This window comes from Corallococcus sp. AB038B (genome assembly GCF_003668955.1).
GTDB lineage: Bacteria > Myxococcota > Myxococcia > Myxococcales > Myxococcaceae > Corallococcus > Corallococcus exiguus.
On sequence record NZ_RAWO01000010.1, the window covers coordinates 128,608 to 153,713 of the forward strand.

13 protein-coding genes are annotated in these 25,106 nt (G+C 70.3%); 6 read left to right on the forward strand and 7 right to left on the reverse strand.

Going from position 1 to position 25,106, the window contains the following annotated elements:
* Positions 1 to 2: 2 nt before the first annotated feature.
* Positions 3 to 2,876: an excinuclease ABC subunit UvrA gene (uvrA, locus tag D7Y04_RS30670; RefSeq protein ID WP_121761591.1), complete on the reverse strand. Its 2,874-nt coding sequence runs from the start codon at positions 2,874 to 2,876 to the stop codon at positions 3 to 5.
* 417 nt (positions 2,877 to 3,293) lie between these two features.
* Here uvrA and D7Y04_RS30675 point away from each other — a divergent pair, with 417 nt between their 5' ends.
* A complete protein-coding gene (locus tag D7Y04_RS30675; protein ID WP_121761592.1) occupies positions 3,294 to 6,233 on the forward strand; it encodes a choice-of-anchor D domain-containing protein in 2,940 nt (979 codons plus the stop codon).
* 84 nt (positions 6,234 to 6,317) lie between these two features.
* Positions 6,318 to 7,241 (forward strand): metallophosphoesterase, encoded by a 924-nt coding sequence (locus D7Y04_RS30680; protein ID WP_121761680.1) that lies wholly within the window; start codon positions 6,318 to 6,320, stop codon positions 7,239 to 7,241.
* Here the strand turns inward: D7Y04_RS30680 and D7Y04_RS30685 are convergent.
* The 4 genes from D7Y04_RS30685 to D7Y04_RS30700 are packed head-to-tail and all read right to left on the reverse strand — an operon-like array spanning position 7,231 to position 13,291.
* Positions 7,231 to 8,346, reverse strand: coding sequence for a hybrid sensor histidine kinase/response regulator (locus D7Y04_RS30685; RefSeq protein WP_199749758.1), 1,116 nt, complete (start codon positions 8,344 to 8,346; stop codon positions 7,231 to 7,233). The two genes, D7Y04_RS30680 and D7Y04_RS30685, sit on opposite strands and share 11 nt — an antisense overlap.
* Positions 8,347 to 8,377: 31 nt before the next feature.
* The gene (locus D7Y04_RS30690; protein ID WP_121761593.1) at positions 8,378 to 8,992 is read right to left on the reverse strand and encodes a chemotaxis protein CheB; all 615 of its coding nucleotides are present in this window, start codon (positions 8,990 to 8,992) and stop codon (positions 8,378 to 8,380) included.
* Positions 8,993 to 9,008: 16 nt separating this feature from the next.
* The gene (locus D7Y04_RS30695) at positions 9,009 to 9,848 is read right to left on the reverse strand and encodes a protein-glutamate O-methyltransferase CheR (protein ID WP_233601645.1); all 840 of its coding nucleotides are present in this window, start codon (positions 9,846 to 9,848) and stop codon (positions 9,009 to 9,011) included.
* On the reverse strand, positions 9,845 to 13,291 hold the full coding sequence (locus D7Y04_RS30700; protein WP_121761682.1) for a response regulator: 3,447 nt from the start codon (positions 13,289 to 13,291) through the stop codon (positions 9,845 to 9,847). Before D7Y04_RS30700 ends, D7Y04_RS30695 begins: the two co-directional genes overlap by 4 nt.
* 893 nt (positions 13,292 to 14,184) lie before the next feature.
* Between D7Y04_RS30700 and D7Y04_RS45905 the strand changes: the two genes are divergently transcribed.
* The gene (locus D7Y04_RS45905; RefSeq protein ID WP_233601646.1) at positions 14,185 to 15,627 is read left to right on the forward strand and encodes a GntR family transcriptional regulator; all 1,443 of its coding nucleotides are present in this window, start codon (positions 14,185 to 14,187) and stop codon (positions 15,625 to 15,627) included.
* A 145-nt stretch (positions 15,628 to 15,772) separates the two neighbouring features.
* Here the strand turns inward: D7Y04_RS45905 and D7Y04_RS30710 are convergent, their stop codons facing one another.
* A complete protein-coding gene (locus tag D7Y04_RS30710) occupies positions 15,773 to 16,666 on the reverse strand; it encodes a phosphatase PAP2 family protein (RefSeq protein WP_120598906.1) in 894 nt (297 codons plus the stop codon).
* Between the two features lie 57 nt (positions 16,667 to 16,723).
* Positions 16,724 to 17,158 carry a LysR substrate-binding domain-containing protein gene (locus tag D7Y04_RS30715; RefSeq protein ID WP_120598900.1) on the reverse strand — a complete coding sequence of 145 codons (435 nt, stop codon included), beginning with the start codon at positions 17,156 to 17,158 and terminating at the stop codon, positions 16,724 to 16,726.
* Between the two features lie 29 nt (positions 17,159 to 17,187).
* Between D7Y04_RS30715 and D7Y04_RS30720 the strand changes: the two genes are divergently transcribed.
* From D7Y04_RS30720 to D7Y04_RS30730, 3 genes are all read left to right on the forward strand, one after another.
* Positions 17,188 to 17,541 carry an alpha/beta fold hydrolase gene (locus D7Y04_RS30720; protein WP_120598901.1) on the forward strand — a complete coding sequence of 118 codons (354 nt, stop codon included), beginning with the start codon at positions 17,188 to 17,190 and terminating at the stop codon, positions 17,539 to 17,541.
* A 653-nt stretch (positions 17,542 to 18,194) separates the two neighbouring features.
* Positions 18,195 to 21,440 (forward strand): PD-(D/E)XK nuclease family protein, encoded by a 3,246-nt coding sequence (locus tag D7Y04_RS30725; protein ID WP_121761595.1) that lies wholly within the window; start codon positions 18,195 to 18,197, stop codon positions 21,438 to 21,440.
* Positions 21,437 to 25,105 (forward strand): UvrD-helicase domain-containing protein, encoded by a 3,669-nt coding sequence (locus D7Y04_RS30730; RefSeq protein ID WP_121761596.1) that lies wholly within the window; start codon positions 21,437 to 21,439, stop codon positions 25,103 to 25,105. The genes D7Y04_RS30725 and D7Y04_RS30730 overlap by 4 nt, the downstream gene beginning before the upstream one ends.
* Position 25,106 lies beyond the last annotated feature (1 nt).

A 25,106-nucleotide genomic window follows, 5' to 3' on the forward strand; every position in this document is an offset into this window, starting at 1 on the left:
CCTCAGGCCGCGTCCACGCGCTTGCCAATGCGGGCCCGGCGCGCCTTGCCCAGCACGTGCTTGAGGTAACGCCCGGTGTGGCTGGCCTCCACCTTCGCCACGTCCTCCGGCGTCCCGATGGCCAGGATGTTGCCACCGCCCGAGCCGCCCTCCGGCCCCAGGTCGATGAGCCAGTCCGCGCTCTTGATGACGTCCAGGTTGTGCTCGATGACGAGCACGCTGTTGCCCGCCTCCACCAGCCGGTTGAGCACGGACAAGAGCTTGCGGATGTCCTCGAAGTGCAGGCCCGTGGTGGGCTCGTCCAGGATGTAGAGCGTGCGCCCGGTGGCCACCCGGGCCAGCTCGCGGGCGAGCTTGATGCGCTGCGCCTCACCGCCGGACAGGGTGGGGGAGGGCTGGCCCAGCCGCAGGTAGCCCAGGCCCACGTCGGTGAGCGTCGTCAGCACGCGCAGGATGTCCTTGTGCGCGCCGAAGTGGTCCACCGCTTCCCGGACGCTCAGGTCCAGCGTCTCCGCGATGTTCTTGCCCTTGTAGCGCACGCGCAGCGTGGCTTCGTTGAAGCGCTTGCCGTTGCAGACCTCGCAGGGGACGTACACGTCCGCCAGGAAGTGCATCTCCACCAGCTTCACGCCGTCGCCCTCGCACGCCTCGCAGCGGCCACCCTTGATGTTGAAGCTGAAGCGGCCCGGGCCGTAGCCGAACGTGCGCGCCTCCGGCGTCATGGCGAAGACTTCACGGATGGCGTCGAACACCTTGGTGTACGTGGCCGGGTTGCTGCGCGGCGTGCGGCCAATGGGCCGCTGGTCGATGTCGATGACCTTGTCCAGGTGCTCCAGGCCCTTGATGGACTTGTGCTTGCCCATGGGCTCGCGGCTCTCGTAGAGCGCGCGCGCCAGGGCCGGGTAGAGGATTTCGTTGATCAGCGTGGACTTGCCCGCGCCGGACACGCCCGTCACCGCCGTGAAGATGCCCAGCGGGATGTCCGCGTCCACGTTCTTCAGGTTGTTCTCCGTCGCGCCCACGATGGAGACTTGATGCTTGGGGTTCACCGGGCGGCGGGACTCGGGGATTTCAATCTCCTGGCGGCCGGACAGGTACGCGCCGGTGAGGCTCTTCTCGTCCGCCATCACCTGCTTGGGCGTGCCCTGGGACACCACCTGACCGCCCAGTTCGCCCGCGCCGGGGCCGAAGTCCACCAGGTAGTCCGCTTCCTCCATCGTCTCCTCGTCGTGCTCCACGACGATGACGGAGTTGCCCAAATCACGCAGGCGCTTGAGCGTGGTGAGCAGCTTGCCGTTGTCGCGCTGGTGCAGGCCGATGGAGGGCTCATCCAGGATGTAGATGACGCCCGTCAGCTCGCTGCCCATCTGCGACGCCAGCCGGATGCGCTGGCTCTCACCGCCGGACAGCGTGGACGCGGTGCGGTCCAACGTGAGGTAGCCCAGGCCCACGTCCACCAGGAAGGACAGGCGGCTGCGGATCTCCTTGAGCAGCTCCTGGGCAATCTTCTCCTCCTGCGCGCTCAGGCCCATCTGCGTGAGGAAGGTGCGCGCCTCCGTGATGGTCATCCGGCTCAGCTCCACCAGCGTGCGCAGGTGCACCTTCACCGCGCGGCTCTCCGGACGCAGGCGCTCGCCCTTGCAGGACGGGCAGGGCTTGTCGCTGAAGTACTTCTGCAGCTCCGCCTTGCGCGCTTCGGACGTCGTCGTCTTGAAGTTGCGCATGGTGCGGGCGAGCAGGCCCTCCCACTCCATGTCGTACTGGCCGTTGTCGCCCCACTGCACGGTGAAGGACTTGCCCTTCGCGCCGTTCATCAGGACGTCCTTCTCCCGCTTGGTCAGCTTCGCGTAGGGAACGTCCAAATCAATCTTGAACGCGGACGCCAGGCTCTCCACGAAGTCCGCCGTCCAGCCCTCGCCGCGGTTCATGCCGCTGGCCCACGGCTCAATCGCGCCGTCGCGGATGGTGCGCGACGGGTCCGGCACCAGCAGGTCCGCGTCCATCTCCGGACGGGTGCCCAGGCCGTTGCAGTCCGTGCACATGCCCAGCGGGTTGTTGAAGGAGAACGACGCCGGCGTCAGGTCCCCGAAGGACAGGCCGCACGCGGGGCACGCGTTCAGCTCGCTCATCACGCGGTCGGACGCGAGCGTGCCCTTCTCATCCGTGATGATGAGCGTGCCCTTGCCCTCGCGCAGCGCGGTCTCCACGGAGTCCGTCAGGCGCGTGCGCAGGTCCGGCTTCAACACCAGACGGTCGATGATGAGCGCGATGTCGTGCTTGGACTTCTTGTCCAACTCGATGCGCTCCTCCAGCTCGCGCACCTTCCCGTCCACGCGCGCGCGGGAGAAGCCGCGCTTCTGCGCCTCCGCGAGCAAATCTTTGTGTTCGCCCTTGCGGTTCGTGACGATGGGCGCCAGCACCTGGAGCTTGGTGCCCGCGGGCAGCTTCATGATTTCATCGACGATCTGCTGCGCGCTCTGCTTGCCCACCTTGCGGCCGCACTGGGGGCAGTGCTGCACACCGATGGAGGCGTAGAGCACTCGCAGGTAGTCGTGCACCTCCGTGACGGTGCCTACCGTGGAGCGCGGGTTGTTGCTGGCCGCCTTCTGCTCGATGGAGATGGTGGGCGACAGGCCTCGCAGCGTGTCGTAGCGGGGCTTCTCCATCTGCCCCAGGAACTGGCGCGCGTAGGAGGACAGGCTCTCCACGTAGCGGCGCTGCCCCTCGGCGTAGAGCGTGTCGAACGCGAGCGAGCTCTTGCCGGAGCCCGACACACCGGTGAACACCACGAGCTTCTTCTTCGGGATGTCCAGGGAGACGGTCTTGAGGTTGTGCTCCCTGGCACCACGGATGGAAATGACGTCGGGCTCGGACATGGGGGCGCTTTATCACTGAAAGGGTGTTCCGGTGCACGCAAAGGCGCACTACCGGAGAGGTTCAGCGGAAACACGCGAAACCGCCGCCCGCATCCCCACCGCCAAACGGGCACGCGGCCGTCCTGCGCGCGCCACTCGTCCCCTCTGGAAATCGCACGGCCCCCGAGGGTCAGGGGTCGGTGTGGCATCGACCGTTTGTGAAGCTTTTGCAGTCGCTTCCACGAAACGTGGAATCTCCTGCTTTACCCGTTAAATGCCGTTCCCCAGCGTGGGCGCCCGTTTGCCGTGTTGGCGGCGTGACGGCGCCTCGTTGGGACGCCCAGGCACCAGGGTTGCACCTTTCTACGACGACCGGATCCACGCGCAGTGCTGTGTGGGGGGACACCGGTGCCGTGCGTAGGAAATGGGGGACTCTGTATGCGTGGACTCCGATGGCTGGTGTTGGCGTTGGTGGCGGCGGCGACGGCGTGTGAGCGGCCCACTTCACAGCAGGCACGCACGGGCTTCGCTGCACGCCCGGAGCTCCTGGAGTTCGGCCCCGCCGCCGTGGGGCGCACCAAGACGATGACGCTGCGGCTGGCGAACCAGGGGCGCGCGTCGTACCGCGTGGAGGGAGCGCGCTCGTCGCTGCCCAACGTCAGCGTCCCCGTGTTCGAGCCCTTCACGCTGACGGCCGGCGCGGAGCACGAGCTGGAAGTGCGCTTCACCCCCGACGTGGAGGGCGCGGTGCAGGGGCAACTGGAGCTGTTCACGGACGCGTCCGGCGGCGCGGCGACGCAGGTGCCCATCAGCGGGCGCGGCGTGAAGGCGCTGGTGGAGGTGCCGGAGTCAGCGCTCGACTTCGGCAACGTGAACCTGGGGCTGGTGGAGATGCGCGAGGTGACGGTGCGCAACCCCTCCGACGTGGAGAGCCCGCTGGTGTTGTCGGTGGAGGGCGCGGACAAGGACGAGTTCTCCGCCGGCGCGGGGATGCCGTCCACGCTGGCGCCGCATGAGACGCGCAAGGTGCCGGTGGCCTTCAGCCCGGTGCGGCTGGGCAACGGGGAGGCGGAGCTGCACGTCGCCGTGTGCGACGGCTGCGAGCCCGCGGTGGTGAGGCTGACGGGGATGGGCGTGGCCGGCGCGCTGGAGGTGACGCCGCTGCGCGTGGACTTCGGCCGCGTGGCGGTGGGCGCCACCGCCGAGGAGCGCATCACCGTGCGCAACCTGGGCTCCGAGCCGCTCAGCTACAAGGGCGCGTCGCTCCTGGAGGACCCGTCCGGCGTGTTCAAGGTGGTGAGCGCGCCCGCGCTCCCCAACGACGTGCTGGCGCCGGGCGGGGTGGTGGAGTTGCGCGTGGCCTTCACGCCCGCGGTGGCTGGCCGGGTGCGCGACGGCCGCGTGGAGGTGTCCGTGCGCAAGCCGAAGACGACGTCGCCCGGCCCCAAGGTGACGCTGACGGGCGAGGGTGGCGCGTCGTGCGTGGAGGTGACGCCCGCGCACCTGGACTTCGGGCCGGTGGCCTTCGGCATGATGGCCACGCGCGACGTCACCGTGAACAACCACTGCCGCGAGGAGACCACCGTCACCGGGCTCCACCTCACCACGCAGGCGGGGGGCTACTTCACGCTCGCGCAGCCGCCCTCCAGTCAGCCGGTGGCGCCGGGGGGCACGCTGAAGGTGGGCATCACCTTCAGCCCTCGCGCGGGCGTGGGCAGCGCGAGCAGCGGGCAGTTGGCCGTCACCTCCACCCAGCGCACCTCCAGCGCCACGGACGGCGTGACGCTGGCGGGCGAGGGCAAGGCCTTCGCGCCGTGCGAGTACGCGCTGCCCTCGGTGCTGGACTTCGGTCAGGTGCCGGTGGGCTCGGAGGTGGCGCTGGGGGTGACGCTGCGCAACACCGGCACGCAGGCGTGCTTCCTGGCGGGGCTCCAATTGGCGTCGGGGTCGGACCCTGCGTTCCGCGCGCCGACGGTGGCCAACAGCGTGTTGGAGCCCGGCAAGAAGGCCACGCTGCTCGTGCGCTTCCGCCCGTCCGGTGAAGGGGAGTTCCAGGGGCTCGCGGAGGGCTGGGTGAGCCACCCCACGCGAGGCCACCCGTTGGTGAACCTGGTGGGCCGGGGCGTGCAGGGGTGCTTCTCCGTGCAGCCCACCACGGTGGACTTCGGCATCAGCCGGCTGGCGTGCGGCCCTCGCACCCGCGAGTTCATGGCCTACAACGACTGTCCGGGGGACGTGAAGGTGACGGGCATGAAGTTGGAGCAGCCGGGCCAGGAGTTCGCCGTGTCCGGCGCGCTGCCGGCCACGATTCCCGCGGGCGGGCGCGTGAAGCTCACCGCGAAGTACGCGCCCGGCGAGGAGGGCGAGGACGCGGCGACGGTGCGCTTCACGCTGAGGGACGGCGCCGTCTACAACGCAGGGCTCGTGGGGCGGGGCCTGGCGAAGACGGACCAGACGGACCGCTTCGTCCAGCAGTCGGAGGCGCGCGTGGACGTGCTCTTCGTCGTGGACAACTCGGGCTCCATGATGGAGGAGCAGCAGAGCCTGGGGGATAACTTCTCGGCCTTCCTGTCCGCGGCCACCGCCGCGCAGGTGGACTACCGCATCGGCGTCACCACCACCGGCCTGGATCCGTCTCCGGGCGGCTGGTCCGAGTGCCCGGGCGGCGCGCTGGGCGGTGAGAACGGGCGCCTGTTCCCCGTGGACGGCTCCAGCCCGCGCATCATCACGCCGGAAACGCCCAATGCGGCCGGCGTCTTCGCCAACAACACGCACGTGGGCGTGTGCCACTGGAACGAGCAGGGCCTGGACGCGGCGTACCGAGCGCTGTCGGATCCGCTGCTCTACGACCTGGATGATCCGCGCACGCCCCAGTCCAGCGACGGCAACGGCGGCTTCCTGCGCGAGGAGGCGAAGCTGGCCATCATCGTGTTGTCGGACGAGGAGGACTTCAGCTCCCAGCCGGTGTCCTTCTACGAGACCTACCTCCTGGCCCTGAAGGGGAACGACCCGTCCAAGGTGAGCTTCAACGCCGTGGTGGGCCCGGAGGACCTGACGACCTGCACCACCTCCAGCAGCTCCGGCAGCCGGTACATGGAGCTGGCCCGGAAGCTCAACGGCGTGGTGGACAGCATCTGCACGCCCAACTGGGCCGCGTCGCTGGAGAAGCTGTCGGAGAGCGCCTTCGGGCCCAACCGCGCCTTCCCCCTGTCGGAGGTACCGGAGGACCCCGGCGCCATCGCCGTCCGGGTGGACGGGTTGCCCGTGACGGACGGCTGGTCCTATGACGCGCGGGCCAACGCTGTCATCTTCGACCGGCTGCGCGCCCCGGCCCCGGGCGCGGTGGTGGAGGTCACCTATCCGCTGGGTTGCCCGTAGCCGGGGCGGCCATACGTCCGTCACTGGAAAGTGACAGAGGCGGATGACTCGACAGGGAGGGGCGGGAGGCCTTGAGTGAAGGACATGCCGCAGGACTCCCTCCTCGTCGCCGCGCTGGGTGACATCCATGGCCGCTTCCACCGCGTGGAGGCGTGGCTGGATGCGCTGGAGCAGGCGCGTGGCCGCAGGGTGGACCTGGTGCTGGCGGTGGGGGACGTGGAGGCCTTCCGCCACGCGGACGACCACCGGCGCAAGGCCGCCAAGCGCGCCATGCCCGCGGAGTTCGCCGAGTACGCGGACGGCATCCGCCGCGTGAAGCGGCCGCTGTACTTCATTGGCGGCAACAACGAGGACTTCGAGGCGCTGCACGACCTGCCCGACGGCGGCGAGCTGGCCCCGGACGTCCACTACCTGGGGCGCGCCGGCCTGCGCACCCTGGGCCCCCTGCGCGTGGCGTACCTGTCCGGCATCCACGCGCCGCGCTTCATCGACCAGCCGCTGAAGCGGCCCACGTCGTTGGATACGGCGAAGCAGGCGGGTTACTTCCGCACGCCAGAGGTGGAGCAGGTGTCCGCGATGCGGGACGTGGACCTGTTGCTCGTGCACGAGTGGCCCCGGGGCATCGTGCAGAGGGCCCGTGACGAACGCCTGGCCCCCTCGCGCCCGCTGCCCTCGCCGTGGATTGGCAACCCGGTGACGCGCAAGCTGGTGGACACGGTGCACCCGAAGTGGGTGATCTGCGGCCACTCGCACAAGCCCTTCGCCGTGGCGCTGGATTCGCACGGGCGCACGCTGTCGCGCGTGGCGTGCCTGGACCAGGCGGCGCGGCCGGAAACCGCCGTCTTCTGGCTGGAGTTCGAGGGGCGCGAGGCCCAGCGCGCCGGCTGGGGCGTCTCCGGCGTGGCCACCTGGCAGGCGGGACAGCGCTGGGGGCTGCACACGCTGCCGCCGCTGGAGGAGTCTGACGGGCCGGGCAGCGTGCCCGTGGACAACGGCGCTACAGCTTGACGACGTCCATGCCCTTGCGCGGCAGCTCCACGCGGAACTCCGTGTAGGGCCCGGTGCCGGAGAGCACCTCCACGCCGCCCTGATGCGCGTGGATGATCTGCTGGACGATATAGAGCCCCAGGCCCAGGCCCTCGCCCCGGCCCCGGCGCTGCTGGCCGCCGCGGAACGGGTCGAAGAGGAAGGGCAGCAGGTGGGCGGGGATGACGCCCACGTTGGTGATGGTGAAGTGCAGGGCGTGGTCGCGCGTGCCGTCCACGAGGATGCGCACCGGCTCCGCGGCGTCGCCGTGCTGGAGCGCGTTGCCGATGAGGTTGGAGGCCACCTGCGCCAGCCGGTCCGCGTCCCAGTCCCCCACGAGGTCGCCGTCCTGCCGCACCTCGATGCGGTGGCGGGGCCATGCCGTCTGGTGCTCCTGCACCATGCGCTGCACCAGCTGCCCGAAGTCCGTCTCTCCCCGGCGCAGCGGAATCCCGCCCGCCAGCCGCGCGCGCGCCAGGTCCAGCACGTCTTCAATCATCCGGCCCATGCGCTTGCCGGCGGTCATCATCCGCGAGGCCGTCTTCTTCACGGCCTCATCTTCCGAGCGGCGTTGGAGCAGGTCCGCCGCGGTGAGGATGGCGGAGAGGGGATTTCTCAGGTCGTGGCCCAGCACCGCGGTGAACATCTCGTTGAGGCGCAGGGTCTCCGCGAGCGTGTCCAACTGCTGCGCCAGCTGCTGCTTCTGGCGGTGCATCTGGAAGAAGACCTCCGCCTTGCCGCGGAGCGCGTGGGCCTCCAGCGGCTTGAAGAGGAAGTCCACCGCGCCGGCCTCGTAGCCCTTGAAGGTGCGCCAGGGGTCGCCCCCGCCCGCGGTGACGAAGATGATGGGCACGTCGCGGGTGCGCTCGGAGCCGCGCATCAGCTCCGCCAGTTCGAAGCCGTCCATCTCCGGCATCTGCACGTCCACGAGCGCGAGCGCGAACTCGTGACGCAACAGCAGCTCCAGTGCCTCCGCGCCGGAGCGGGCGCAGTGCACCTCCACGTCGTCACGCCGCAGCACGGCGGAGAGCGCCAGGAGATTCTCCTCCAGGTCATCGACGAGCAGGCACTTCACCCGGGAAGCCACGAGCAGGGGCTCCTTGCTGAGAACGGACAGGTCAGATAGCACCGCCATCTCCCCATGCCCGGAAGACGGCGGGCATCTGTTCAAGAGGCAGCACGAAATCCACTGGCCCGGCCGCGACCGCCGCCTGGGGCATGGCAGGCGAGCGAGCGGTGTTGGGGGCCTGCACCATTGTGACGCCGCCCCGCCGTTTCACCGCCTGGAGCCCCAGCGCCCCGTCCGCGTTGGCGCCCGTAAGGATGACGCCGCCCAGGCGTGGGCCATAGACGGCCGCGGCGGATTCGAAGAGCACGTCGATGGCGGGGCGGGAGAAGTGGACGGGGGCATCCGCGGACAGCGCGAGCGACGGCCCCTTCGCGTCCCGGTCCACGAGCAGGTGGTAGTTGGGGGGCGCGAAGGAGATGGTCCCGGGCTGGACAGGCTGCTTGTCCGTCGCCTCGTGCACCGGCAGCGTGCACCGGGCGGTGAAGACCTCCGGCAGCAGGCTGGGGAGTTTGCGCGGCAGGTGCAGGACGACGAGGACCGCGGGCCGGAAGTTCGTGGGCAGCGCGGGCAGGATTTGTGTCAGGGCATCCACCCCTCCCGCGGACGCACCAATGACGATGGCGTCGACGCGGCCAGCGGGCGGAGCGGGGCGCGGAGTGGGCATGGCGGTGGGGCCTCCTCTATCGCTTCTGGTAGAGCCTATCCTCGGGGACGACGGGGGTGAACGAGGACTCGTGCGAGGAGAAGCGCAGCGACTCGCGCGCCCCCAGGCCCAGGAACCCCTTGTGACAGAGCGATTCCGCGAACAATCCCAGCGCGCGCTCCTGCAGTTCGCGGTTGAAGTAGATGAGCACATTGCGGCACGACAGCAGCTGCACCTCCGCGAAGACGCTGTCGGTTGCCAGGCTGTGGTCCGAGAAGACGATGTGGCCCTTGAGCGACCGGTCGAACACCGCGCCGCCGTACGCGGCGGTGTAGTAGTCCGACAGCGACGTACGCGCGCCGGACAGCCGGTGGTTCTGGGTGAAGGACGCGATGCGGTCCACCGCGTACACGCCGGCCTCCGCGCGCTGGAGCGCGGTGGGGTTGATGTCCGTGGCGTAGATGAGCGTGCGCTCCAAGAGCCCCTCCTCGCGCAGCAGGATGGCGAGCGACCAGGCCTCCTCCCCCGTGCTGCACCCCGCGATCCACACCTTGAGCGACGGATACGTGCGCAGCACCGGCACCACGTGCTCGCGCAGGCTGCGAAAGTAGGACGGGTCGCGGAACAGCTCGCTCACCTGAACGGTGAGGTAGTCCAGCAGCACGGGGAACAGCGCGGGTTCGTGCAGCATCCGGTCCTGGAGCTGGGACAGGGTGGCGCAGTCGAGGTGCTCGGCGGCCTGGGCCAGCCGGCGCTTGAGGGAGGACTCCGCGTAGCCGCGGAAGTCGTAGTGGTATTTCAGGTAGAGCGCCTCGAGCAGCAGCCGCAGCTCGATGTCGAACTCCTTTGTCGCCACGTCGAGCATGCGCGGCCTCACCCTTTGGGCATCCAGACGCGCAGGAGCGACAGCAGCTTCTCCACGTCGAGCGGCTTGGCGATGTAGTCGTTGGCGCCCGCCTGGAGGCACTTCTCCTGGTCGTCGCGCATGGCCTTCGCGGTGAGCGCGATGATGGGCAGTTTGCGCCAGGCCTCCTGCTTGCGGATTTCGCGCGTGGCGGTGAGGCCATCCATCTCCGGCATCATGATGTCCATCAGCACCAGGTCCACCGCGAGCTGGGGCTGGGCCAGGCTCTTCGTGAGCAGCGCCAGGGCCTCCTTGCCGTTGCGGGCAATCTCCACCTTCGCGCCCCGGGGCTCCAGCACGCTGGAGAGGGCGAAGATGTTCCGCACGTCGTCCTCCACCACGAGGATGCGGCGGCCCTCCAGCGTGGACTCGCGGTCGCGAGCGGCCTGGAGCATGCGCTGGTGCTCCGGAGGCAGGCGCGACTCCACCTGGTGCAGGAACAGCGTCACCTCGTCCAACAGGCGCTCCGGGGAGCGCACGCCCTTGATGATGATGGAGCGTGAGAAGCGGCGCAGCTGCTGCTCCTCGTCGCGGCTGAGCGTGTGGCCGGTGTAGACGATGACGGGAGGGAAGGAGACAGCCTCCTCGGCGGCCATGCGCTCCAGGAAGTCCTGGCCGCTCAAGTCCGGAAGGTGCAGGTCCATCACCATGCAGTCGAAGGTGTGCTCGCGAAGCCGCTGGAGCGCGTCGTGCGCGGTGGCGACGCCCTCCACCACCACGTCCTCCGCCCCCAGCAGCTTCTGGATGCTCTCGCGCTGACGGGCGTCATCCTCCAGCACCAGTACCCGGCGGGGGCCCGGCGCGGACTTCGTCTCCAGCGTGCGGAAGACGTCCAGCAGTTGCTCGCGCTGCACGGGCTTGAGCGCGATGCCCACCGCGCCCAGCTCCAGTGCCTCACGCGTCGGGTCCGCCGCGGACACCACGTGCACCGGGATGTGGCGAGTGCGCGGATTGCGCTTGAGCTGATCCAACACCGTGAGGCCGGAGTGGTCCGGCAGGTTCATGTCCAGGATGATGGCATGGGGCGCGTGGCCGAGCGCGGCCTCCAGACCATCCGTGGCGGTTGCGGCCAGGATGCACTGGAAGCCCAGTTCGCGCGCCAGGTCGCGCAGGATGAGGGCGAAGCGGGCGTCGTCCTCCACCACCAGCAGCACCCGCGAGCCGGAGGTGAGCCGCTCGCGGTCGTCCTCCAGGCCGGGGGGCGGGGCTTGCATCGGGCGGGGCGTGGCCACGGGCTGGACGGGGACTGGGGGAGGCGCGGGGAGCGGCTCGCGAACCGCGGGCGCGGGCGTTCCCGGGCGAAGGGGGAGGGTGACGGTGAAGGTGCTGCCCTCGCCTGTCGTGCTGCGCACGGTGACGTCGCCGCCCAGCAGCCGCGCCAGGTCCCGGGAGATGGACAGTCCCAGGCCGGTGCCGCCGTACTTGCGGTGGGTGCTGCCGTCGGCCTGTCGGAAGGCCTCGAAGATGAGCCCCTGGAGTTCGCCCGGAATGCCGATGCCCGAGTCGCGCACGCTGAACGTCACGCGCCCCGGGCCCTCCGTGGCGACGGTGAGGGTCACCTCGCCTGCCTCCGTGAACTTGAAGGCGTTGGCGAGCAGGTTCTTGAGCACCTGACCCAGCCGCTGGGGATCCGTCTCCAGCGTGGGGGGCACGCCCGGCGCGATAGTGGCGGTGAAGCGCAGGCCCTTTTGCGTGGCCACGGGCTGGAAGGTGCGGCCCAGGTTCTCCACGAAGGGCTGGAGGCCCACGGACTCCAGCTGCACGTCCACCCGGCCCGCCTCGATGCGCGACAGGTCCAGGATGTCATTGATGAGGGCGAGCAGGTCGTTGCCCGCGGATCCGATGGTCTGCGCGAACTTCACCTGTTCGGCGGTGAGGTTGCCCTCCTTGTTGTCCGCCAGCAGCTTCGCGAGGATGAGCGAGCTGTTGAGCGGCGTGCGCAGCTCGTGGCTCATGTTGGCCAGGAATTCGCTCTTGTAGCGGTTGGTGCGCTCCAGCTCCGAGGCCTTCTCCGTCAGCGTGACCTGCGCCAGGGCCAGGTCGTCGCGCTGGTTTTCCAAAAGGCGCGCCTGGGCCTCCAACTGCGCGTTGGTCTGCTCCAGTTCCACCTGCTGGTTGAGAAGTCGCGCCTGGGACTCCTTGAGGACGCGGCTCTGCTCTTCAATCTCTTCGTTGGAGACGCGCAGTTCCTCCTGCTGGGCCTGGAGCTCTTCGGCCTGGCGTTGCGTCTCTTCCAGGAGTTGTTCCAGGCGGGTGCGGTCTATCGAGGCGCGCACCGCGACGCCGATGGCGTCCGACACCTGCTGGAGCAGCTCCAGGTCCGACGGGTGCACCGGGTGCAGGAAGCCCAGTTCCACGACCGCGTTGACCTGTCCGTCCACCTGGGCGGGCGCGATGAGCACGTGGCGCGGACGGCCCCGAGCCAGTCCGGAGGAGATGGGCAGGTAGCCTTCGGGCACGTCGCGCAGGTGGAAGGCCCGGCCGTCCTTGATGGCCTGTCCGGCCAGGCCTTCGCCGGGAGCCAGCGTGTCATGCCGCGCATCCAGGTCCGGGGAAAGCGCGTGGCCCGCGACGCGGCGGAAGTGGTGCGTCGTGTCCGCGACGTAGAGTGCGCCCACCTGGGCGTCGAGCGTGTCGGCGAGGACACGCAGGATGTTGTCTCCCAGCCGGTCCATGCGCTGGTCGCCTTGCATGCGCATGCCGAGCTCGGCCTGGGCGGTCTGGAGCCACGACTCGATGGCGCGAGCCCGGAAATCGCGCGCGGCGGTATACGCGGCGATGCCCAGCAGCGCGAACAGCAGCACGGAGCCACTCAGGGTGACGGCGAGGGACAGGTTGGCGGACGCCTGGAACTCCCCGTAGCGGCTCGTGAGCAGCGCGCGCTCCTCCAGCTCCATTTCCTCCACGGTGGCTCGGATGGTGCGCATTGCGGCGAAGCCGCGGTCCTCCTTCACTACGGCGATGGCCTGCCGGCCCTCACCGCGCAGTTGCAGGTCCACGGTCTCCTGCAGCTCCGCCAGCTTCTCCGCGACCGCGCCCTCCAGCCGGTCCAATCGCTGCTGCTGCACGGCGCTGTCGGCGATGAGTCCGCGAAGCTCCGCGAGCTTCTCCGGCAGTGTCTTCTTCGCGAGGGTGTAGGGGCTGAGGTAGCTCTCCGCGCCCGTGAGGAGGAAGCCGCGCTGCCCGGTCTCCGCGTCCTTCACGGTGGACAGCACCTCCTCCAGCTTCGCCGCGACGGTGAGCGTATGCGTCACCATCTCGCCCGTGGCCGCGCGCGTCTTGAGCGTGCGGTAGGAGAGCAGTGCGATGGCGAGCACGGCCAGCGCCGCCACGGCGAAGCCAGTGAACGTGGAAGGGGGAAGCGCCGGTCCGAAGCGCTCGACGCGCGGAGCATCCTTCACGCGGGGCGGGCTCATGGACACCGCCCAGGGGCGCACGGAAGGCAAGCAGTCACAGTGGAGCGCACGGAAGGAACCCGTCCGACGAAGGTGAACGGATTGACTACCATGTCAGGAGAGGGCGCCCGGGACCCGAGGGGCCGAAGTGTCGCTTTGTGCGCGCCCGCCGAAGACGCGTGACCCGGGAGGGCGCCAGTAGTTCGTCAACCCAGGCCGCGACCCGAAGTTCCCCAAGCGGGCACGCGCCTCACGGATCAGCCGTGGACCGCGACGTCGCGCATGCGCGAAGCCCAAGCTGGGGCACGGAGATATGCGCCCGCCCGGGCCCGGTTTCCGCAAAACCTGTCCGACAGTCGGACAGGTTCGCGCCGAATGAAACCGAGGCCGCGCCCCTGGCGGAAGCAGCGGCGAACCGCAACGTCGTCCGCGTGCGGTCACCCAATCATGTGTACGAGCAGCGTCGCCCACCTGGGGCTGGTCGCCGCAAAACCTGTCCGACAGTCGGACCGCTTCGCACCGCATGCATCCGAAGACGCTCGCTTCGCGGAACGGAGCGGTGGGCCACGACGTCGTGCGGGCGCGGACACCAAGGGGGGCCACGATCAGAGCCGCCCGCATAGGCGCGGTTCCCTCAAGACCTGTCCGACGGTGGGACAGATTTCGCCGCTTGGGCCCGAGGCCGCTCCCGCCCGGCGGGGGCGCGACGTCATGAGCTCGCAAACGCCAAATTGGGGGCGCGGGCAGAGGTCCCCGCCCGGGCCCGGTTGCCTCAAAACCTGTCCGACTGTCGGACAGGTTTTCAGCCCATGCGGCCCGGGGGCGCGCTGGCCCGGCAATCAACTCGGAGGGTGGGCCCGCACGTCCATGTCAGACCCCTGTGGTTGGATGGCGATGCTGGGACGAGGAGGAGGATGGGGATGGAACGGCGAGGACTCGTGGCCTATGTGGAGGCGCAAATCGAGCGCGATATCGCGCTGGGGCGGCTGCACCCGAGCGGGCAATTCGGCTCCGAAGCGAAGCTGGCGCGCCGCTATGAGGTGTGCCGGGGCACCATCCGCGAGGCGCTGCGGCGGCTGGCGGCGCGGGGCCTGGTGGTGCAGCGCGCCGGACGCAAGACGCGCGCGGTGGCGTTGGATGAGTCGCTGACGCTGGAGAATCTGGGCCTGGCGCTGCATGACGCGAGCAACCCGGATGCCCGGTGGCTTCTGGAGGGCTACTTCAGCCTCAAGCGGCAGGTGCTGGTGGAGCTGCTGGCCGACTGCTGTGCGAGAGCCTCGGACCTCGACCTGGACCGGCTGGGGAGCACGTGCTTCCAGCTCCAGGACGCGGCGCGCTGGGAGTCGGGGGAAACCTGCGCGCAGGCGGAATTCGAGTTGCTGCGGCATGCGGCGCGGGTGGCGGCGCGTCCGGGGCACGTGCTCCTCGTTCAGTCCCTACAGCGGGCCTTCCTGGGAGGCGCAGCCCAGTTGCTGCCGCTCATGGGCGGAGAGGCGCTGCGCGAGTGGGCCTTCCGCGTGATGGCGATTCTGAGCGAGCGCGACATGCAGGCGCTTCAGCATGAGTTGCCAGCACTGCTGAAGGCGCGCGATGAGCGCGTGCTGAACGCATTCGCCCCTGCGCCCCAAGAACCTGCATCCCCCGACGCCCACCTCACTCAAGAAGGCTTCGCTGGTGCGCCTGCGTCAGCCAACGGGCTGAAGGAAGCTCCGGCGGAACGCCCTTGCGTTGAGGCGCGTTGCCCCAGCGCCCCCGCGTCATCCACCACGCAAGACGAAGCGTTGGAGGCATGTCCTTGCATTGAGGCGAGTGGCGCCGAATGCGTCGCGTCCGCCGCCGAGCAGGATGATGTGCCGGAGGCACGCCCCTGTGGGGAGTGTTGTGGCATCGGAGGTCCCACGCCAACCATCGAGCCGGCCGAGGCGCTGGAAGTATGCCCAAGCGTTGATGCTCATGGCTTCTGCTGCCTCACGACCCTCGCTGAGGGCACCGGGCGAATTGGGATTGCACCTTGCCTCGATGCGCAGGCCCTCCTTGTGGAGCCGGACAGCGTGCAGTGGGTGGTCTCATCCGCGCCGGGGCTTGCCCCCTGTGAGGCCGGTGGGGAGCACGCAGGGCGGGACGGGGTGGGCGCAGCCTGGGGGAACCTGGCCGACCGTCAGAGATGTTTTGGCGCTTCGCCTTCGGAGGAAGCCTCCATCAGCCCGAGGCTCGACCTACTGGTTCCCGCTGAATCCTCCGCGGGGCGTGTCGCAACGTGGGCGAGACGCTTCATGGACCCCTGGGCTTCGCTGGGGCGCTGGGCCGTACGCTTCTGGCGGTCCATGGCCCATTCCCCAGGCCCTCCTGCTTCGTGAGCGATGACAGCCCTTCATGCTCGCTGTCTCATGAGGCTCTGCGCGGACCCCTGAAGAGGCGCGCATGCTCTGATGGACCGAGGACTCATCCGCCCGCGCGTTGCCGCCGCGCAGGATGTATTCGTGAACTTCTGGCGGAGCGTGGCTAGAACGCTCCGGACAGGCCCACCATCTGCGTCCCGACCATCGGGTTGAGTGACACCGAGGATGCCCGTGCGGTGGTGGGCGGGGTGTCATCCACGCGGCCGTGCAGGAGCAGGGGCACGGCGACGCCGAACGCGGTGCCCAGCACGGCGCCGGTGATCACGTCGGACAGGTAGTGCTTGTCCGCGCCCATGCGCAAGAGGCCCACGGAGGCGGCGAGCGGCAGGCCCACGCCCCAGACGACGGCCTGGTGCTTGTAGCCGCGCATCGTGGCGACGGTGCCGGCGGACACGGCCAGGGCGAAGGCCAGGTTGGTGTGGCCACTGTAGAAGGACAGATTGTTGTCGGTGGGGTGCGCGGTGAGGCCCTTTTCCGCCTCCGGGAGGACGTGGACGAAGGGACGCTCGCGGCCCACGGCGAACTTCACCGCCTGGTTGGCGACGGAGGCGAGGACGGCGCTCTGCACCATGATGGTGGCGTCCTGGGCGAAGAACTCCGTGGATGCGCCGCTGCTGCGCCCCACGGCGTACTGGGTGCCCAGAAGGCCCAGTGGCAGGCCCGCGAACCCGATGATGTTGCTCCAGGTGTCCGCTCGCTTGCGGGACGCTTCCGAGTTGCCCGCGATGCCTCGGCCCCAGCGGTCCAGGCGGTTGAGCCGGTCGGTGCCGTCCGGAGCACGGTCACACCAGCGGCACTGTGCCGGGGCCAGGTTGTCCTTGAACACCGACTCGCTGGAGATCCACAGCACGCCCGCGGTGCCGGTGATGATGCCGTCGCGCGTCCAGTTGAAGCGCAGCGCGCGCGGCGCGTCGGAGGTGTCCTGTGCGGCGGCCGGGGTCAGCGGCGCCAGCACGAGCAGGCAGAAGGTGGCGAGGGTCCGGTAGGAAGCAAGCATGGGGCGGCGGAGCATAAGGGCGCTCCGCCCTTTTCCCGCAATCCGGGTGGTGCGGGCTCAGCACGCCCCGGCCTCGGACTCTTCGACGAGCCGCGCCAGGAAGTCGCCCAGGGCCTTCACCTTTGGCGGAGTGCGCCGGGCCTGGGGCCACACCAGCCACAGCGCGCCGCGTTCCAGGGAGTGCTCGCGGAGGAAGGGGCGCAGCGTGCCGGCGTCCAGCTCCGGGCGGATCCTCAGCTCCTCGAACTGGGCGATACCGAAGCCCGCCCGGGCTGCGTGGGTGACGGCCTCGCTGTTGTTGAAGACGAAGGTCTCCGGGATGCGCGGCGAGGAGTCGCCCCCGGGTTGGCGCAAGGCCCAGGACTCCACGCGGCCGGTGAACACGAAGCGGTAGCGGATGCAGTCGTGTTCGATGCAGTCGTGTTCCTGGAGCGCGTCGAGCGAGCGCGGCGTGCCGTGTGCCTGGAGGCAGGCGCGAGAGGCGCAGAGGATGAAGCGCTTGGGGCCCGGACGCGGCGCTCGTGGTCGCGCAGCACCACATCTTCCGGATGCTCACGCCGGAGCAACTCGACGCCTTCCGTCAGATGCCGCAGTGGGCGAAGCAGCTCGGCATGAGGGAGACCTTCCTGCGCGAAATCGGCGCGGTGGTGGACCTCCCCATGGGCGTGGAGCGCTTCCGCGCCGTTGACACCTCCACCCTCGTGCTCCTGAGATACCAGAGTCCCCAGGTGTTTCTCGCGGACCCTGCTCATGCCCTGGCGAAAGTCCTCCCGCACGCATCGCTCCGAGTGCTACCGGGACAGGGCCACGTGGCCCATGTCTCCGCACCCGCGCTGCTCGCCCGTGAGGTGGAGGACTTCCTCTCCGCGCGTTGAATCGCCTGCGGAGCATGACGCCCTGACGACCACGGCGGCTTGTCGGGCAGCTCCCAGCTGCAGCGCGGCGCCAACCGCAGCGTTCCAGAACCTGTCCGACGGTCCGGCAGGTTTTGCGGCGCCGTGACGCCAGCCCCGGTGTTTCAGAACCTGTCCGACGGTCCGGCAGGTTTCGTGGCGCCGTGACGCCAGCCCCGGTGGGCCAGCCTGGTCCGACTGTCGGACAGATTTTCGCGGCGCCGTGACGCCAGCACCAGTCAGCGTGAGCTTGCTCGGCTTCGACGATCCGACGGGGTTTCGCAGTGCTGTGGTGCCAGCCGCTGCGTTCCAGCACCTGTCCGTCGGTCCGACAGGTTTTCGCAGCGCCGGGGGGCCTGTGGTGGTGGGGCTCCAGAACTGTCCAACGGACCAATGGGTTTCTCGTCCTGGCACCCGCTGCCGTGGTCCAGACCCTGCCCGACTGCCGGACAGGTTGAAGACCTGGGCGCCTCCAGCCTGGACGGAGCTGTCCCGGGTCGGGCGGAAAGGCTTGCGTCCTTGGACTTCCCGGGTTCCGAGGGCGGCAGGCGAGCGGACAACGGGCCAGGGTGTGGGAATGCGCAGAAAGGAGCATGAAAACGGCGCCCCTGGCCGTTCTAGAGTCCTCGCCCCGCATGCCCCGTCCTGGCCGCACACTCCACGTCTTCCCCGATGCCGCGCGCCGCCAGGCTGCCCTGCGGTCGGAGCGGCGTGCGCGGGGCATCTCCGTGGGGACCCACCTGCTCACTTGGGACGACTTCGTCCACGCGCTGGGTGGGGCGCGCGAGCTCAACCGGCGGCCCTGTCCCGCGATGACCGTCCGCGCCGTGGTGGCGGGCCTGGGCGCCACGCTCGGCCCCACGCCGTTCGGCGACTACGTGCGCGAGCCCGCCTTCGCCCGCGCCGCGGCGGACGTGCTGCTGGACCTGAAGGCGGGCCGGCTCTCTCCTCGCGAACTCCAGGACGCCGCGGAGGTGCTGCCTCCGGAGCGCCGCACCCGCGCGCGGGTCCTCGCCCGGCTCTATCACCTGTACGAACAGCGGCTGGCGGAGCTGGGGCTCGCGGACCGCGAGGACGTGCTCCGCGGGGCTCGCGAGGCGCTGGACCGGGGCGCGTGGCCCTCGGGCTGGGACGGGGTGACGGCGCTGGTGCTCCACGGCGTCTACGACGTGCGCCCGTCGAAGCTGGAGCTGCTGATGGGGCTCGCTGCGGCGTGCGAGGCCCGGCGCGTGTCGCTGCGCGTGGAGACGCCGGTGGGCGGCTCGCCGGTGGCTGACGCGGCGCTCGCTGCGCTGTTCCGCGCCTTCGAGAACCGGGGCGAGACCATGCCCCACGTGGACCTCTTCAAGGCGGACGTCACCTTCGAGGGCCGCCCCTTCACCGACCTGGGCCGGCACCTGTTCTCGCCCCGCGCCGCTCGCGACGTGCTGAAGGGCGCGGTGGACGGGCTGTCCGTGTGGAACGCGACGAACGCGCGCGAGGAGGCCCGCGTGGTGGCCCGCGACGTGCGCCGCCTCATCGACGCGGGCAGCGCGCCGGGCGACATCGCCATCGCGTACCGGGACCTGGGCCCGGAGGCGGGCTGGCTCGCGGAGGCCCTGGGCGACCTGGGCGTACCGGTGCGTTTGCCGTGGGGTGAACCACTCGCGCTCGCGGGGCCGGTGCGGCTGGCGCTGGAGCTGCCGGTGTTGATGGAGGACGGCTTCCCGGCCGAACGCGTGGCGGAGCTCGTCTCCAGCCGCTACGTGCCCTCGCTGTCGCGCGGCGGGCCGGATGCACCCGCGACCCTCTTCGCGCTCGCCGCCGCGCGCGACGACCGCCTGGGCGCCACGCGAGGGAAGGGCGCCTACGACGTTCGCCTGGAGGGGCTCGCGCGCCGGATGGCCGCGCAGGGCGGCAAGCACAAGGAGGACACGGTCAAGGTGATGGCCGTGCGCGCGCTGCGCGACCGCGTGATGCGGCTCATCGATGAATGCCGCCACATCCCCCAGGAGGCCCCCGCCGCGGAGGCACTCGCCGCGTGGTGGAAGGTCGTGGAGCGGCTGGGCCTGCTGGACTCCGCGGGGCCCCTGGAGGCTCGCGAGGCCGGGTCCCTGGGCGCGCGCATCGAGGACGCGAGGGCCCGGGACGACGCGGCGCTCGCGGCGTTCCGTCAACGGATGGAAGCGCTGCTGCGCTCGTTGCGCGCCGTGGGCGGAGGTCCCCGCATCACCCGGCGCGTGCTGGGCCGGTGGTTGGCGGACGCGCTGCGCGATGTGCACCTGCCCGCGCGAGGCTCGTCCACGGGCGCGGTGGAGGTGCTGGACCTGTCGGAGGTTCCAGGCCGCACCTTCCGGCATCTCTTCGTCGCCGGGCTCACCGAAGGCCGGCTCCCCGGACGAGACCCGCCGTCGCCGCTCCTCGGAGACGCGGAGCGCGTGGCGCTCAACCAGCACCTGACCCGGGACGTGTTCCGCCTCACCGGCGGCGAGTTCGACGACCGGGCGCCCTGGCGCCTCACGGAAGATCGGCTGCTCTTCGCCAGCGCGCTCGCGGCGGCGGAAGGCTCGTTGAGCCTGTCGTTCGCGGTGAAGGCCTCGGGCGGACAGGAGCAGGTGCCCTCCGCGTTCCTGGAAGAGGTGCGCCGGCTCACCGGCCACAAGTGGTCCACTCGCACGCTGCCTCCGGTGCTGCCGCTGGACGAAGTGCTCACGCTGCCGGAGCTGCGGCGCACCGTGGCGCTGGAGGCGCTGGCGGGCCTGTCGTTCCCTTCGTTGCGTGTTACGGAACCGGACCCCGCGGGACAGGTGCTCAAGGACCGCTTCGGCACGGACGATTGGTTTCGCAGCGCCCGAGAGCTGGCCCACATGGAGGCCGCGCGCCTGCGCTTCTTCGGCCGCGAGGACGAACTGCCCGGCGAGTTCACCGGCGGAGTGCAGGGCCCCCAACTGGAGCAGAAGCTGCGCGACACGTTCCACTTCGGCCTGGAGCGCCCGCTGTCCGCGAGCGCCCTGTCGAAGTTCGGCAACTGCGGCTTCCAGGGCTTCATCGCGTACGGCCTGAAGGTGGCCGAGCCCGTGGTCGCCAACGAGGAGTTCGACGCTCGGGGCCGAGGCACCTTCTGGCATCGCGTGATGGAGGAGGTCTTCAAGGCGCTCAAGGAGAAGAAGCTCCTGGGCCAGGCGCCGGAGGACATCCCCGAGGAGGTGCTGGAGAAGGCGGTCAAGAAGGCCAGCCGGCACTTCGCGGAGCTGTACCACGTGGGCCACCACGAGCTGTGGAAGCTCGCGGGCGAGAAGGCCCAGGCCATGGCCCGGCGCATCCTGACGGATCCTCGGCATGGCCTGCCGTTCGATCCGCTGGTGCCCGAAGGCTTCGAGTTGCGCTTCGGCCCCGCCGCAGAGGACAAGCGCTGGAGCGACGTGAAGCTGATGGTGGCGGAGGACGCCATCGTCTTCGAGGGGCAAATCGACCGGCTGGACACGGCCGGTGTGGAAGTGGGCGTCATCGACTACAAGACGGGCCGCCTGGACAAGCGCACGCTGAAGGAGAACCTGCTGCGTTCGGACTTCCAGCTCCCGCTGTACCTCTACGCCGCGCGCGAGGCCGGCCACGTGGGCGCGCGCAACGCGGCGTGGTTCTCGCTGCGCACGGGTGACGCCATCCACCTGTCCTCCGTGATGCCGCCCGCGGAGCTGGAGGACCTGCTGTCCACCGACCCGGAGGTGCGTCAGCGCGTGGCGGACGCCGCCGGACTCAACCTGCCCAACGCGGTGGAATCCCTGGTGCGCCAGCTGCGCAAGGGCGACTTTCCGGCGCGGCCCAATGACTGCGGCAAGTGCGGCTACCGCGCGGTGTGCCGCATCACCGAGCGCCGCATCTCGGACGAGGGGAGCGGATGAGCGACACCGCGCCCCACATGCTCGCGCTGGAGAAGAACCTGGCCCTGATGGCGGGTGCAGGCGCGGGCAAGACGTACAGCCTGGTCACGATGACGCTGCACCTGTTCGCGGGAGCGCGGCAGGCGGAGCCGCTGCGTCCCTCCCGGCTGTGCATGCTCACGTTCACGGACAAGGCCGCCGCCGAAATGCGCAAGCGCGTCCGCGAGCGCCTGGACGCGCTGGCCCAGGGGGACGTCCCGCTCGACGCGGAGAAGGACCTGCGCGCGTCGCTCGCGAGGCTGGAGCGCCCGTTCCCCACGCAGGACGCGTGGCGCAAGGTGCGCGAGGAGCTGGGCGCCGCGACGGTGGGCACGTTCCACTCGCTCTGCGGTCAGCTCCTGCGCCGCGCGCCGCCCGCGGTGGGCATTGATCCCGCCTTCGAGGTGCTCGACGAACTGGAGGCCTCGGGCCTGCTGGAGGACGTCACCGAACGCGTCGTCCTGGACGCGCTGGAGGGCGGCGACGCACGCGTGCGCGAGCTGTGCGCGGAGCTGGGCTTCTCCGGCTCCGGCTTCTCCGACGGGCTCGTGGCCGCGCTGATGGACGTCTACGGCACGCTGCGCGAAGAGGGCCTCAAGGCCGCCACGGCGCGCGTGGGCGACGGCGTGGCGGACAAGGCGCAGCTCGAAGCCCTCATCGACGATTGCCGCCGCCTCTGTCTGGACGCCCGCTCCCAGGACACCAAGGGCGAGTGGAGCAACCTCCTGTCCGCGTGCGAGCCCGCGTTGAAGGGCATGACGCCGGACACGTTCATGCAGCCGGCCCACTTCCCGACGCTGCGCAATGTGCTGCTGTCGGAGCCGCGCAACCTGGCCAACCTGCGCAAGGGCGCGGGCGCGTGTTTGAAGGAGCTGCTCTGGCGGGTGAAGGGCAAGAGCGACGGCTCCGTGCGGCGGCTGGAGGATGCCTACGCCGCCTGGCGCACGGCACCCTTCGAGGCGTCCTTCCGCGACCTGTTGACCCAGGTGGAGGAGCGGCACGACGCGGAGCTGACCCGGCGCAATGTGTTCGACTTCACCTCATTGCTGGTGAAGGCGCGCGACCTGCTTCGCGACCATCCGGAGTTCCGGCAGCAGGTGCATGAGCGGCAGGGCGCGCTACTGGTGGACGAGTTCCAGGACACCAACCGGTTGCAATTGGAGCTGGTGCTGCTCCTGTCGGAGAAGCGCGAAGGCGGCCCACGCGAGCTGACGCCGGACGCGGACCTCGTGGCCGCGCTGCCCCTGGAGCCCGCATTCCTGTGCGCGGTGGGTGACCGCAAGCAGTCCATCTACGAGTTCCGTGGCGCGGACGTGTCCGTGTTCAAGGTCCTCGCGGACAAGATTGACGCCGAGGGCGGCATGCGCGGCTTCCTCCAGAACAACTACCGCTCGCTGCCCGGTGTCCTGTCCTTCTTCAACCGCGCGTTCGCCGGGCTGCTCGTGGCGAAGGAGTCGACGCCCCGTCCCTTCGAGGTCGTCTACGAACCCGAGACCGACGACCTGTCGCCCACGCGCCCGGACCTGGCGGATGGGCCCGTGGTGGAGCGGCTCACCCTGCCGGAGGCCGACACCGCCCCGGAGCTGCGCGAGTACGAAGCGGACGCGGTGGCCCGCAGGCTGCGGGTGATGCTCGCGCCGGGTGCTCCGCCGGTGGTGATGGCGGAGGACAAGAAGGGCCTGCGTCCCGCGCGCGGCGGCGACGTGGCCATGCTCTTCCGGACCTTCACGCACCTGGAGGAGTACCGGCAGGCGTTGATCCGCCATGGCGTGCCGCACCGGGTGCTGCGAGGCCGCGGTTTCTACGGGGCGCAGGAGGTGCGCGACCTCGCCTCGTTGCTGGCGCTGCTCGCGGACGCGGACGACGCGCTGGCGTTCGCCGCGGTGCTGCGCTCGCCGCTGGTCGGCCTGTCGGACGCGTCGCTGTTCCGGCTCGCGGGGGACCTGCCGCTGTCGCTCGGCTCATCCCGGTTGGTGGATGAAGAGGTCCGCGCAGCCATGTCCGCGCGCGAGCAGTCGCGGCTCGCGCGCTTCCTGGAACTCATCCCCGTGCTGCGGCGCGAGAGGGATCGGCTGGGCGTGCATGCCCTCCTGCAGGCCGCGCTGGACGCGACCGGCTACCGCGAAGCGCTGGCGGGCTCTCCCTACGCGGAGCAGGCGAGCGCGAACGTGGAGAAGCTCCTGTCGCTGGCGGCGCGCAGGGACGAGCGCGGCACGGGAGGCTGCGTGGCCTTCGCGCGTGAGCTGCGCCAGCTGGCGGACTCCGACCCCAACGAGGCCCAGGCGGACCTGCTGGACGAGGGTGACCCTCGCGCCGTGCAACTGCTCACCATCCACCGTGCCAAGGGCCTGGAGTGGCCGGTGGTCATCGTGCCCGGGATGGGCGGACGCCGCCGCACCACGTCCGCTCGGGCGTACTTCGAGCGCTCCTTCGGACTGGCCCTGCGGCCGTGGATGCCGGACTCGCTGGACACCTTCACCTCCGAACGCTTCGAGGCCGTTCGCGCCGAGCTGAAGGCCCGCGAGGACGCCGAATACCTGCGCCTGCTCTACGTGGCCCTCACGCGCGCCAAGGACCTGCTCGTGCTGTCCGGCGGCGAGGAGAAGCGCGCGGGCACCGACACGTGGTGGCACCGTGTGGACCGGCGGCTGGACGCGGATCCGGACCTGCGGGCGCTCGCCAACGACGTGGACGTGGAGCAGTTGCCGCCGCCCTCGGATCCGGAGCCGCCCACGGAGGAGCAGCTCGAACAGGCGCGGATCCGCCTGGAGTCCGCGCTGGAGCGCATGTCGGTCGAAGCCTCTGGCGCCGGTGCCGAAGTGTTCACCGACACCCCGGCGGTCGCCTCCGTGCGCGCGGTCCAGGACTTCCTCACCTGTCCTCGCCGCTACCACCAGCTCCACCGGCTGGGGCTCGCCGTCGGATCCGAACCGTGGGAGGCCCCCGTGCGCGCCGCGCCCCTCTTCGTGGAGCCCGACGGCTGGCTGCCCGTGGAGCGTCCGGACCAGCTCGTCACACGGCTGTTACGCGAAGTGGACCTGTCGCTCGCGGGCTCGGACGTGGAGGCCTCCGAGCGGCGCGCGCACCTGGAGAACCTGCTGCGGAGCGCGGGCCGGGATCCGGACGAGGGCGACCTGGGTGGCGTGCTCGCCACCGTGGAGCGCTTCCTGGACACGACGTTCGCCCGCCAGCTCGCGGCGGTGCCCGCGTCCACCATCCACCGGGGGCTGGACTTCGTGCTGGACCTGGATGACGGCGCCAGCGTGGAGGGCGCGGTGGATCTGCTCTGGGAGTCGCCGGACGGCGAGGCCGTGGCGGTGCTCCTTCGCCCGGGCGCTCGCCACCCCTTGGGCCCGGCCGCGTGTGTCCACGAGCTGACGGCCCTGGCCCTGGCGTCCGCGCGGATGGTGCGTGACGGAGTGCCGGTGCGGGTGGGCGTGGCCTTCATGGGTGACGCCTCCCCAGAGCCGGAATTCCTCCCGGCCGGATCCGCTGACGCCGGGGCGGTGCGCCGGCTGGCCGAGGGCGTCCGAGCGCTTGTCCAGGCCGAAATGTCCCGGGCATGGCCGGGGTGGGACAGGGCGGCCTGCCAGGCCCTTCACTGCGGCTTCGCGGAACACTGTCACCCGGCCCCTCCCGCGTGCTAAG